Genomic DNA, 12269 nt, shown 5'->3' with positions numbered 1-12269 from the left:
GTCCAATGCATTGTATTTATCCGCACAATGCATATTCCGCATACTAGGAGTTTTCCATGGATTTCAAGCGCTTGCGCTACGCCCTGGCGGTGGCCGACGAAGGCAATTTCGTGCGGGCCGCCGAGAAGATCAGCATCAGCCAGCCCGCCCTGTCGCGCGCCGTGCAGACCCTGGAGGACGAACTGGGATTCCTGCTGTTCGACCGCGGCAACCGCAACGTGGCGGTGACGGTGGCCGGCGCCGCCTTCTTCAACCACGCGCGCCGCTTGTTGTTTGATGTACGCAACATGGAACACGATTTATCGTTGTTGCGAAATGGCGACAGCGGCCATGTGGCCTTCGGCATCGGCCCCCTGCACTCGGGCGCCCTGCTGCCGCGCATGCTGCGCCAGGTGCGCGCCGACCAGCCGGGCATCAGCCTGTCGGTCACCATCAACACCTCGACCTACCTGCTGGACCACCTGCGCGGCGAGGAAATGGAATTCTTCATGTCCGACGTGCGCCTGATCGAGCCGGCCGAAGACCTGATCATTACCCACGAATGCCGCCAGTACGGCGGCATCTACTGCCGCCCCGGCCACCCGCTGCTGGGGCGCGACGACGTCACCCCGCCCGAGCTGCTGCCCTATGGCATGGCGGCGCCCACCATTCCCGAAGTGCTGATGACGCAGATGAACAAGCTGTTCCGCCTGCCGCCGGGGCGCGACCTGCCCATCATGCTCAGTTGCGACAGCGTGCATACCCTGGTCGACGTGGTGGCCGAAAGCGATCTGCTGCTGATCTCCAGCCATGCGGCGCTGGCCGAGGCGGCCGCGGAAGGCCGGCTGGAACAGGTACAGGTGCCGCTGCCGCCGCTATGGGCCGACATTGCCACCATCCGCCTGCGCGGGCGCACCCTCTCGCCCGGCGCCCAGCGCGTGCTGCAGGCGGCGCGGGAAATCCTGGCGCAACTGGCCGGCACGGAAATGCCGCGCCAGTGATCCGCCGGCGCGGCTCCGCTGGCGCAGCCTCAGGCCGCAGCCGCGCGCAGCGCTTCCAGGTCGCGCAGCTCGATCTGGCCGTAGCGCAGCCCGATCGCGCCGCAGCCGGCCAGCGCCTGCAATTCCTTGTTCAGGGTGGTGCGCCCGACGCCGAGCATCATCGCGATCTGGTCCTGTGAAGCGGCGATGGTGGTGCGCGCGCTGGCAGCCTGGGTCAGCTCGCCATGCGCCATCATCAGCAGGCGCCGCGCCAGGCGGGTGCGGGTGCTGTGCATCGCCATGTCGGCGATCAGGCCGAAAGCGGCGTGCAGCCGCTCCGCCTCCAGCCGTGCCATGGCGTTGGCAAACACCACGTCCTGCATCAGGGCCGTAAAACGTTCCGCGCTGACCGCCAGCAGTTCCGTGTCCTCCTGCGCTGTTGCCGTGGCGCTGCGCGGCAAGTCCGCCAGCAGGGCCGTTTCGCCGAACCAGTTGCCCGCTTCAGCCAGGGTCACGATCGCCTCGTTGCCGTCCGCATGCATGACCGACAGCCGGACCGCGCCGCGCACCACGCCCCACAGCCCATCCTGCGCCCCGGACGTCCGCTCACCCTGCAGGTAGAGCACCTCGCCTTGCTCCAGGCGCACGCTGCGCGTCACCGCCAGCAAGGCGCTGGCCTGCGCCGCCGGCAATCGCGCGAACCAGGGGTTGTTGAAGAATATCTGCATGCAAAAAAAATCCTGAATTGCCCGGAATTGAACAATCTTCGCCGGCGCAGCCCTGCATCATGGTTGCCAAAGGAGACCAGCCATATGGACAACACCATGATGTACACGCTGCTCGCACTGGTGATCACGGGCCTCGCCCTGGCGGAATTCGCCAGCCGCCGCTACCGCGACACGGTGCACGCCAGCGCCAATGATACAGCGCTCGAAGTGGGCATGACAGTCAGCCTGTTGCTGATTACCCAGCCGTTGATCCTCTTCGCCACCAGCGCGCTGGGCCAGTGGCTGGCGCCCGGCATGCGCGATGCCTGGGCCGGCCTGCCCTGGTGGGCCTGGGCCGGCCTGCTGCTGGTGGGCGACGACATGACGCAGTACTGGTGGCACCGCATCTCGCACTCGCCGTTGCTGTGGCCCCTGCACCGCGCCCACCACTCGGCCTCTTACATGAGCATCCGCATCACCTACCGCAACAACTTCTTCTACTATCTGATGATGCCGGGCATCTGGTTTGCCGGCGCCATGGTCTACCTGGGCTGCGGCTGGATGTATTTCGCCTACGTCGTGGTCAAGCAGGCGGTCATCCTCGGCGCCCACTGCGCCTGGGCCTGGGATGAACCGCTGTACAAGGTTTGCGCGCTGCGGCCCTTGATGTGGGTCGTGGAGCGCACCATCTCCACCCCGGCCACCCACCGCGCTCACCACGCCATCACCAACGCCGACGGCATCGGCCATTACAAGGGCAATTTCGGCAACCTGCTGTTCTTCTGGGACGTACTGTTCGGCACCGCCCACATCACGCGCCGCTACCCGGCCCAGTACGGGCTGCGCGACGACCAGCTTTTCGGCGCCGAGCGCTGGGACAGGCAGATGTTCTACCCGCTGCTGCAGTCGAAGCGCGAATACAGCGCCCTGAAATTCGGCGGAAAGAGCTATAGCGATGAATAAGGCCGGGATAGTGGTGACAGGCGGCTTCGGCGTCCTTGGCCGCGCCGTTGGCGGCGCCTTGCTGGCCGGCGGCGCTCGCGTCGCCCTGGTCGACCACGCCCCGGCGAACGCCAGCCAGCTGCAAGGCGCACTGGCCTGCGGCGGCGTGGATCTGTGCGACCCGCATGCTGCACAACGCTGCATCGACGGCGTCGCCGAGCGCTTCGGCGGCCTCGATGGCATCGTCAACGTGGCGGGCGGCTTTGCCTGGGAATCCGTGGAGCACGGCGACATCGCAACCTGGGACCGCATGTACGCCATGAATGTGCGCACCACTCTGCTGGCATCGCAGGCAGCGCTGCCGCACCTCCTGCGCCAGGGACGCGGCCGCATCGTCAATATCGGCGCCATGGCCGCCAGCCGCGCCCAGGCCGGCATGGGCGCCTACGCCGCCGCCAAATCCGGCGTGGCCCGCCTGACCGAAGCCATGGCCGAAGAACTGCTCGCACGCGGCGTCACGGTCAACGCCATCCTGCCCGGCATCATCGACACGCCGGCCAACCGCGCGGCCATGCCGGACGCCGACACCAGCCGCTGGGTCGCTCCGGCAACGCTGGCCGAGGTGGTGCTGTTCCTGCTGTCCGACGCTTCGGCCGCCGTGACTGGCGCCCTGCTGCCGGTCACCGCGCGGGGGCTGGACTAGCCGGCCGTCAGCGGCAGCCGGAATTCGAAGCGCACGCCCTGGCCCGGCGCACTGGTCAGGCTTACGCTGCCTTGCAACGCACCGCAAACCAGGTTGTTCACGATGTACATGCCGAGGCCGGAACCGCCGGCGCCGACCTTGGTGGAGAAGAAGGGCTCGAAGATTTTCTGTTGCAGCTCAGGCGCGATGCCGACGCCGTCGTCGCTGTAGACCAGCCGCACATGGTCGCCCGCCACGCTGGCGGCGATCGACACCTTGCCGCAGCCGCGCCCCTCGAACCCGTGCAGGATGGAGTTGACGATCAGGTTGTTCAGGATCTGCTCCAGGTGTCCCGGATAGGAATCCATCAGCACCCCGGGCGGCACTTGCAGCTCCACCGTGACATTCGCCTGCCGCATCATGCGTCCCAGCGTGACCAGGATATCGTGCAGGCAGGTATGCAGGTCGAACCGGCGGCGGCGCTGGCTGGTCTGGTCCACCGCCACGTTCTTGAAACTCTCGATCAATTCGCGCGCGCGGTCGGCGCTGCGGATCAGCACCTCGCTCGCCTCGCGGCAATCGCCGGCCGACTGCACCAGGCAGGAACGCGTCAGCTTGCCCGCCAGGGCATTGCCGGCCAGTTCATCCACGCGGTCGCGCAGGGTCGATGCCAGCAGCACCAGGTTGCCGACCGGCGTGTTCAATTCATGCGCCACGCCGGCCACGATGCTGCCCAGCGCCACCATCTTTTCCTGCTCGACGATCTGCTGCAGGGCCAGGCGCAGCTCGCAGCTGCGCGCTTCCTCCGCCTCCTTGCGCTGCGTGATGTCGCGCACCAGCGCCGCAAAGGCGGGCGGCTGCGATTGCGGCACCTGCCATTGCGACACCTCGACGTCGAACTCGCGCCCGGTGCGGTGGCGTGCGCGCTGGCTGCAACCCTGCGCCGGCAACAGCACCTTGCCGGCGGGCTGGCCCAGCATTTCATGGCGGCGCCACCCGAACAGGTCCTCCGCCGCATGGTTCCAGTCGGTCACCATGCCCTGGCTGTCGGTGCCGATGAAGGCTTCGCAGGCGCTGTCGATCACCATGCGCAGGCGCCGCTCCGATTCGTGCAGGGCTTGCGTGCGCTCCTGCACCTTCGCATACAGCTCGCACAGCACGGCCACCTTGTTGCGCAGCACGGCCGGTTCGATCGGCTTGTTGAGGAAATCCACCGCGCCCATTTCATAGCCCTTGAACTGGCGCACGCGGTCGTGCAGGCCGGCGGTAACGAAGATGATGGGCAGGTGGCGCGTGCGGGGGTTGGCGCGCAGCAGTTCGGCCGTTTCCAGGCCATCCATCTCCGGCATCTGCACGTCCAGCAGCACCACGGCAAAATCGTGCCGGAGGGATTGGCGCAGGGCTTCGTTGCCGGACATGGCTTTCACCAGGTGCAGGGACAGCGGCATCTCTTCCAGCAATGCTTCCAGCGCTGTCAGGTTCTCCTGTCGGTCGTCGACCAGCAGCACCGGGATGTTCAGTTCCATGCGCTCCCCTAGCGTCTAATCCAGACCCGCAGCAGCGACAAAAGCTGCGCGGTATCGATCGGCTTGGCGAGGTAATCGCTGGCTCCCGCCTCCAGGCAATGCTGGTGATCGCCCGGCATCGCCTTGGCGGTCATCGCGATGATAGGCAAATCCCTGAAGCGGGCATCGGCGCGGATGCGGCGCATCGCTTCGTAACCATCCATCTGCGGCATCATTATATCCATCAGCACAGCGTCCACCCTTCCTTCCGACGCCAGCCTGTCGAGCGCTTCCTGGCCATTTTCCGCTTCCAGCACTTCCACCCCGCGGTCGCCGAGCAGACTGGCCAGGGAGAACAGGTTGCGCATGTCGTCGTCCACCACCAGCACCCTGCTGCCGGCCAGGGCCAGGGCCTCCTGCCGCGTGGCATGGCCGCCCTGCTCCACGCTGTGCAGGAACAACTGCACTTCGCTGAGCAGCCGTTCGGGACTGTGCGTGCCCTTGATGATCACGCTGCGCGCGTAGCGGTTCAGCATGCGCAGCTGTTCGCGCGTCAGGTCCTGGCCGGAGTGAATCACCACCGGCAGGTGGCGCATGCCGGGCGTGGCCTGCATCGCCTCCAGCACCTGGTAGCCGGACATGTCTTGCAGGCCAAGGTCCAGTACCATGCAGTCGAAGTGGCCTCGCGCCAGCAGCTCGATGGCTTCATGCCCGGACAGGCAGCGCACGACTTCCACGTCGCGCCCCGCCAGCAGGGCGGCGAGGCTGCTTGACTGGCTTTCGTCGTCTTCCACCACCAGCACGCGCTTCAGCGCACCGGCCCAGGCCTGCTCGATGGTCTCGAATACTTGCGACAGCTGTTCGGGACTGGCCGGCTTGGTCAGCAGGCCCAGCGCCCCCAGGTCGCGCGCACGCTGGATTTCGTCAAGGCATGAGATGAAATGCACCGGCAGGTGGCTGGTACGGGGATCGGCGCGCAGCTCGCGCATCACTTCCCAGCCATCCATGCGCGCCATCATCACGTCCAGCAGCACGGCATGCGGCGCTTCGTGCCGTGCCAGTTGCAGGCCCTGCTCCCCGTCCGGCGCGACCAGCGGCGTGTAGCCGCGTGCGCGCACGAAATCTGCCAGCAGGCTGGCGAAGAATGGATCGTCTTCCACGATCAGGATGCGGCGCACGCCATCGCCCGGCGCCGTGGCGGGCGGCGCAGCGGCTGCCGGTCCGGCGCTTGCCGGGGCGGACCCAGGCAGCAGCGGCAGCATGAAAGTGAACGTGCTTCCTTCTCCCTCCACGCTGTGCAGGTGCAGCGCCCCGCCCATGATGCGCGCGAGCTGCAGCGAAATCGACAGGCCCAGCCCCGTGCCGCCATAATGCCGGCTGATGCTGCCGTCCGCCTGCCGGAACGCTTCGAAGATCGTCACCTGCTTATCCGCCGGCACGCCGATGCCCGTGTCGCTGACCGCAAACGACAACTGGTCTCCCACGACGGAAATCCGCAACGCCACGCTGCCCTGGTGCGTGAACTTGAGCGCATTGGCCAGCAGGTTGCGCAGTACCTGCTGCACGCGCTGTCCATCCATCATTGCCGCTGCCGGCGTGCCGGGCAGGCGCTCGATCCGCAGCACCAGGCCCTTCTGCTCCGCCTGCGGCTGGAACTGCGCCAGCAGGTCGTCGCACAGGCCGGCCAGCTCCACCGGCTCGACGTTCAGCTCCACCTTGCCCGATTCCATCTTGGCCAGGTCCAGGATATCGTTGATCAGGTTTAGCAGGTCGCGCCCGGAATTGTGGATGGTTCCCGCATATTCAAGCTGCCGTTCGTTCAGGTTGTTCGCCTTGTTTTCCTTCAGCAGCGCCGACAGGATCAGCATGGAATTCAAGGGCGTGCGCAACTCGTGCGACATATTGGCCATGAACTCGCTCTTGTAAGCGCTGACGCGCTGGATTTCCTCGCGCTGCCGCTCCAGCAGGTCGGCGCGCTCCTCCAGCTCCGCATTGCTTTGCTGGAGCTCCTCCTGCTGCACCCGCAACTCCTCCGCCTGCTGCGCCGTCTCCGCCAGCAAGGAGCGCGTGCGATGGCGCGTGATGTTGACCTCCAGCCCGATCGCGATCGCCTCCGCGCACAGGTCGACAAAAGCCAGCTCGTTATCGCTGAAGTGCCTGAAGGCGCCCAGCTCGATCACCCCCACCATATTGCGCCCATGCTGCAGCGGCTGCACCAGCACGCAGGACGGCTCCGCACTGCCAAGGGCCGAGCCGATCTCCAGGTAGCCGGGCGGCGCCGCGTCGACCAGTATCCGCTTGCCGTCGCGGATCGCCTGCCCCGCCAGTCCCTCGCCCGGCGCAATGCGTGCAGGATGGCGCTCCTGCGCCAGCCCATAGCCGGCCAGCAGGCACATGCCCGCCCCCGCTGCTTCATCGACGTACAGCGCCCCGACCCGCGCCCCCAGGCGCTCCGCCAGGAAGTCCAGGAGGCGCTGCCCGAGCACCGCCAGTTCCTGCTCGCCGCGCATCACGATATTGAGTTCATTCTGGCTCGACTTGAGCCAGTCGCGCGCACGGTCGGCCAGCTTGCTGGCGCGCAGCGCTTCGGTCATTTTGGCGAAGGCCTCGTCGAAGCTGCGCTGCGATTCGGCCAGCGCCGCTACCGACAGCAGCAGGTCGCCCGCCTCATCGTGCGCCACGCCGGCCAGGTCCAGCTGCGGCAGCGGCGCCGGCGTCAAGCCGTGATCGAGATTGCCGCTTGCGACAGCCTGCACAGCTGCCACATGGCCGGCGCGCGAATCGGCCAGCGCGCGCGCCGAGTCCAGCGCCCGGTGCAGCGGCTGCGCCACGTTACGCTGGTAAAACACGCGCAGCGCCGCCGCCATCAGCACCAGCACGGAGCCGAATGCGATCAGCACCCAGCTCACGACGCGGGTGGCGCTGGCCGCCTCGCGCGTGGAATCCACCTCCAGCACGCCACGCACATCGCCCAGCTTCCAGTCGGTCTTGGGACTTTGCGGATGGCTGTTATGGCAGGAAACGCAGGCATCGGCGCTCATGCGGTCGGCCAGCGCCACGCGCACCGTCGTGCGGCCGTGCAGGGTTTCAGTGCGGGAGAAGACGCCGTCGGGAGTCTTCTGCAGGTAGGTCCAGGCGTCCCGCGCAAACTGGTCGCTGGCGCGCTCGCGCCGCTGCGGGAAAGGAAAGGGGCTGTAAAGCTTGACCACCGTGCCGCCGCCCTGCATCAGGTCGCTCAGGTCGTGGATCATCGTGGCCGGCAGCGGAATCGCGTTTTCCTTGCTGCGATAGTCCGGGTCGACCTGCATGTCGGTCTGCGCCAGCACCCGCGCCGCCACGTTTTCAGTGTAGTACTTGCGCAGCATGAGGAATTGCCGCACCGTGGCCTGCGCCGAATCGACAGCGTCGCGCTCGGCGTTCTCGCTGATCAGGATTGGCAATAATGCCGAAATGACCAGACCACACCCGGCCAGCAGCAAGGCGATTGGCAGGAACAGCTTCCAGAACAAGCTGCTGGAACGTGCGAGCACGGCAAGCCTCCGCAAGGCTGAGTTTTCACCCTATTCTTGCGCGGAATATCCCATGAGGCAAGCCTACCGACAGTTACTATTTTTTTAGTGGCCGCAGCACGATTTCGAACAGCTTCGGCCAGCGCTTGCCGGTCACGAACAGGCGGTGCGACTTGGCGTCGTAGGCGATGCCGTTCAGGACATTGTCGGCATCGCTGCCCGCCCTGGCGGTAGCGGCCAGCCCGGACAGGTCGATCCAGCCCAGCACATGGCCGCTGAACGGGTCGATGCGGGCGATGCGGTCGGTCTGCCAGACATTGGCATAGATCTGCCCATCGACCCACTCCAGCTCATTGATCTGCGCCAGCGGCTGGCCGTCGGCCGTGACCTTGATCCGGCGCTGCTCGCCGAAGGTTTTCGGGTCCAGCACGCGGATTTCCGGCGTGCCGTCGCTCATGTAGAGGCGCTCGCCGTCGCTGGTGATGCCCCAGCCTTCGCCCAGGTAATTGAAGGTGCCCTTGATGGACAGGCTGCCCTGGTCCATCACGTAGCCGGCCTGGTTCATCCAGGTGATGCCGACAATGCTGTCGCCATGCGGCGCAATGCCTTCGCCGAACACCTTCTCCGGCAGGTCGCGCTTTTGCAGCACCTTGCCGGTGGCCAGTTCCACCTTGCGCACGGAGGACGCGCCATACTGGCCGGTACTCTCCCACAGGAAGCCGTCCTTGAAGAACAGGCCCTGGGTGAAGGCTTGCGGATCGTGCGGGTAGCTTGCCTTGATCGTGTAGCCCTGCACGGGCATGGCAGCCGATGCGATCTGCGCGGCCAACGCCGCCGCGCCCAGCGCTGCGAGCTTACGCATCCCACAGGTCTCCGGTGGCGTTGCTGCGCGGCGGGGTCACGCCGAAATGCTGGTAGGCCTGCGCCGTGGCGACGCGCCCGCGCGGCGTGCGTTGCAGGAAGCCTTGCTGGATCAGGTATGGTTCCAAAACGTCCTCGATAGTATCCGCGGCCTCGCCGATGGCAGCCGCCAGGTTGCCGATGCCGACCGGGCCACCGCCGAATTTGTACAGCACCGCTTCCAGCAGCTTGCGGTCCATCACGTCAAAGCCCACATGGTCGACGTCGAGCATGCGCAGCGCCGCATCGGCCAGCTCGCGCGTGATGTCGCCGTTGCCCTTCACCTCCGCGTAGTCGCGCACGCGGCGCAGCAGGCGGTTGGCGATGCGCGGCGTGCCGCGCGCGCGCCGCGCGATTTCCAGCGCGCCGCCTTCGTCGATATTCGCCTTCAGCAGCGCCGCGCTGCGGGCGACGATCCTTGCCAATTCCTCGGTAGTGTAGAACTCCAGCCGCGCCACGATGCCGAAGCGGTCGCGCAGCGGGTTGGTCAGCATGCCGGCGCGGGTGGTGGCGCCGACCAGGGTGAAAGGCTGCAGGTCCAGCTTGACGCTGCGCGCCGCCGGGCCTTCGCCGATCATGATGTCGATCTGGTAGTCCTCCAGCGCCGGGTACAGGATTTCTTCGACCACCGGCGACAGGCGATGGATCTCGTCGATGAACAGGACGTCATTCGCCTCCAGGTTGGTCAGGATCGCCGCCAGGTCGCCCGGGCGCTCCAGCACCGGGCCGGATGTCTGGCGCAGGTTAACGCCCATTTCGCGCGCAATGATATTGGCCAGCGTGGTCTTGCCCAGGCCCGGGGGGCCGAACAGCAAGGTATGGTCAAGCGCCTCGCTGCGCTTGCGGGCGGCCGAGATGAAGATTTCGAGCTGGTCGCGGATCTTGGACTGCCCGACATATTCATCGAGATGCTTGGGACGCAAGGCGCGCTCGATGGCCTCCTCGTTGGGCGAAGATGGCGCCGCATCGATGATGCGCTGCTCGGTGAAATTGTCGGTTTGAATGCTCATGCCAGCTCGAAAAACAGGTTCAAGGCATGATTCTATCAAGGCCGGACAGCCCGGGGCTCACTTCATGTTGGAAGCGGCCGCGCTTGCCGTTTCGTTGGTTTTTTTCTGCAGGCTGCCTGACACCTGCATCGCCTTCTCACGGCGGTCAGGCTGGCCATCCTTCTTCGGCTCCTGCAACCCGGTGGCCTTGCGCGCAGCGGTGGAAGGTTCGCCTTTTACTGTTGCCCTGGCCGGCTGCCGGGCTTCCGGCTTGTCCTGCCCCGGCGCGGCCTGCTGGCTCCAGGCCGCAGGCGCCGCTGCCAACAGCAAGCCGCCCAGCGGCACCGCCAAAAGTTGACGAATAGTCATGAGAAATCTCCTCGAATATTCGCCAAAGTCTAGCACGGCCGGTCGTGAAGGACTGCCGCAGAGGTGATCCAGCGGCCGGGCTAGCGCTTAACGCTCCTTGTAGACGATGTCGATCGCCAGGCCGGCGGCCAGCAGCAGGCCGGAATTGGCCTTGAAGTCCTCCGCGATCGAGATCATGTAGTTGTCGGCGCTGGTGAACAATTCCTTGCCGATGCCAGCCCACTTCTTGCTGACGGTGCCTTTCTCGTTGCCCTTGGCGTCGAGGAACTTGAAGTTCCAGCCCTTCCAGTCGCCCTTCACTTCGGCGATCAGCTGGTCGCGCATGTCGTAGACGAAGAAGCCGCCGCCCAGGCTGAACAGCTTGGACTTGAAGTACCCGATCGCCTGGCCCGAACGGTCCAGGATCTCGATGCGGGAACGCAGGAAGGTTACGCCGCGCTTGATGGTGAGCAGCGCAGGGCCGTTGGCCTGCTCGGAAATTTCCACCTTGGTCGGCAGGATGCGCTTGTCGATCACCAGGCGCAGCGCATGGACCAGGAAGCTCAGTTTTTCCTGTGCCACGCCCAGGTTCTGCTGGGTATCGGGGTCGATGATGTCGTAAGCGTCCGAAAGCTTGAGCACGCCGACGTGCTCCTTGACGAAGTAGTTAGTCCTGTCCAGCAATTGATTTCCCCAGTAGTGAGTTTGAGTTATGAAGTACATGTGCAGTCGCGGCGAACTGCTCGTTGCCCGCCAGCTTGCCGCTGATCGTGTCAACGATCTTGAAGCCAGCGCTTTGATACAAGGCCAGGGCGGCCGTGTTACCAACCAGTACATCCAGCGACAAGGCCCTGCCCGACTCGCGCAGTACTGCGTCGAGCAGCGCACGGCCGATTCCCTGCCGGTAGCGGGCAGGATCGACGTACAGCCAGGTGACTTCATCTTCCGTGAAGCCGGCAAAGCCTGCAACTTCACCGGCGATTTCCGCCACCAGCAGCGTCGCCTCGAACAGCCCCTCTGCCTCGCCGGTTTGCTCCAGCGTCAGGAAGGCATCTGCCAGGCCGCTGGAATCGAGTTCGAACTTGCGCGCGGCATCGTGCACCGCGCAGATGCCTTGCCAGTCTGCAGCTTGATAAGGCCGGATAATCATGCGATCAGCGTCCCGGGACCAGGTAGCGCAGTTCGGCCATGCCGGTGCCGATCTGCCGCGCCGACTGCAGCAACAGCGGCGGGTTGGTCAGGCGCCGCGGGAACAGCGGCTTGCCGTGCCCCAGCGTGACCGAACCCACCTGGACGATCAATTCGTCCAGCAGTGCGGCGTCATGGAATTGCCCCGCCAGGTCGCCGCCGCCCACGATCCAGATATTCTTGTCGCCCGCTGCCTCGCGCATGACGGCGTGCACCGGACGGACGTCGCCCTTCACGAAGCGCAGGTCGGCGCCGGGAATCGACGGCAAGGTGCGCGACGAAAAGATCCAGGTCGGCTGCGTATAGGGCCAAGGCGATCCCGTTTCCGCCGCCACCGTTGCGGCATTGCGCACCATCCACTCGTAGGTGGACGAGCCCATCGCGATGGCGCCAACCCGGGCGATGAACTCGGGATAGCTGCTGTCATTGATATCGCCAAGCGGGAACAGCCAGTCCAGCGAATCGTCTTCGGTAGCGATAAAGCCATCAAGGCTTGTCGCGGTAAAAAATTGAGTCTTCATTTTGAGTGCAGCGCTGCCG

12 protein-coding genes are annotated in these 12269 nt (G+C 65.7%); 3 read left to right on the top strand and 9 right to left on the bottom strand.

The genetic code is table 11. From position 1 onward, the window contains the following. The first annotated feature begins 56 nt into the window (after positions 1-56). The gene (locus ACN9MU_RS07005) at positions 57-980 is read left to right on the top strand and encodes a LysR family transcriptional regulator (protein ID WP_426168913.1); all 924 of its coding nucleotides are present in this window, start codon (positions 57-59) and stop codon (positions 978-980) included. A 29-nt stretch (positions 981-1009) separates the two neighbouring features. On the opposite strand, the gene ACN9MU_RS07000 is transcribed toward ACN9MU_RS07005, so the two are convergent. After that, complete coding sequence (locus tag ACN9MU_RS07000; RefSeq protein ID WP_426321329.1) at positions 1010-1687, bottom strand: Crp/Fnr family transcriptional regulator; 678 nt, start codon at positions 1685-1687, stop codon at positions 1010-1012. Positions 1688-1771: 84 nt separating this feature from the next. Here ACN9MU_RS07000 and ACN9MU_RS06995 point away from each other — a divergent pair, with 84 nt between their 5' ends. Then, positions 1772-2629 carry a sterol desaturase family protein gene (locus tag ACN9MU_RS06995; RefSeq protein WP_426321327.1) on the top strand — a complete coding sequence of 286 codons (858 nt, stop codon included), beginning with the start codon at positions 1772-1774 and terminating at the stop codon, positions 2627-2629. After that, positions 2622-3311 carry an SDR family NAD(P)-dependent oxidoreductase gene (locus ACN9MU_RS06990; protein ID WP_426321325.1) on the top strand — a complete coding sequence of 230 codons (690 nt, stop codon included), beginning with the start codon at positions 2622-2624 and terminating at the stop codon, positions 3309-3311. The genes ACN9MU_RS06995 and ACN9MU_RS06990 overlap by 8 nt, the downstream gene beginning before the upstream one ends. Here ACN9MU_RS06990 and ACN9MU_RS06985 read toward each other — a convergent pair. From ACN9MU_RS06985 to ACN9MU_RS06950, 8 genes are all read right to left on the bottom strand, one after another. Continuing rightward, complete coding sequence (locus tag ACN9MU_RS06985) at positions 3308-4816, bottom strand: ATP-binding protein (RefSeq protein WP_426344335.1); 1509 nt, start codon at positions 4814-4816, stop codon at positions 3308-3310. The genes ACN9MU_RS06990 and ACN9MU_RS06985 overlap by 4 nt on opposite strands. A gap of 8 nt (positions 4817-4824) precedes the next feature. Beyond that, entirely contained in the window at positions 4825-8325 is a 3501-nt protein-coding gene (locus tag ACN9MU_RS06980) for a response regulator (protein WP_426321321.1), read from the bottom strand. A gap of 76 nt (positions 8326-8401) precedes the next feature. After that, on the bottom strand, positions 8402-9166 hold the full coding sequence (locus tag ACN9MU_RS06975) for a glutaminyl-peptide cyclotransferase (protein WP_426168896.1): 765 nt from the start codon (positions 9164-9166) through the stop codon (positions 8402-8404). After that, complete coding sequence (gene ruvB / locus ACN9MU_RS06970) at positions 9159-10214, bottom strand: Holliday junction branch migration DNA helicase RuvB (RefSeq protein WP_426168893.1); 1056 nt, start codon at positions 10212-10214, stop codon at positions 9159-9161. Before ruvB ends, ACN9MU_RS06975 begins: the two co-directional genes overlap by 8 nt. Before the next feature lie 57 nt (positions 10215-10271). Further along, positions 10272-10562: a hypothetical protein gene (locus ACN9MU_RS06965; protein WP_426168890.1), complete on the bottom strand. Its 291-nt coding sequence runs from the start codon at positions 10560-10562 to the stop codon at positions 10272-10274. An 87-nt stretch (positions 10563-10649) separates the two neighbouring features. Further along, positions 10650-11225 carry a phospholipid scramblase-related protein gene (locus ACN9MU_RS06960; RefSeq protein WP_426168888.1) on the bottom strand — a complete coding sequence of 192 codons (576 nt, stop codon included), beginning with the start codon at positions 11223-11225 and terminating at the stop codon, positions 10650-10652. Then, positions 11209-11691, bottom strand: a complete 483-nt coding sequence (locus tag ACN9MU_RS06955) for a GNAT family N-acetyltransferase (RefSeq protein WP_426168886.1) — start codon at positions 11689-11691, stop codon at positions 11209-11211. The genes ACN9MU_RS06960 and ACN9MU_RS06955 overlap by 17 nt, the downstream gene beginning before the upstream one ends. A 4-nt stretch (positions 11692-11695) precedes the next feature. Continuing rightward, complete coding sequence (locus tag ACN9MU_RS06950) at positions 11696-12250, bottom strand: dihydrofolate reductase family protein (protein ID WP_426321315.1); 555 nt, start codon at positions 12248-12250, stop codon at positions 11696-11698. Between the last annotated feature and the right edge of the window lie 19 nt (positions 12251-12269).

Source organism: Pseudoduganella sp. R-32, assembly GCF_049913245.1.
Lineage (GTDB): Bacteria > Pseudomonadota > Gammaproteobacteria > Burkholderiales > Burkholderiaceae_D > Rugamonas.
The sequence above is the reverse complement of the archived record's forward strand: the minus strand, read 5'-3'. Positions and strand labels throughout refer to the sequence as shown.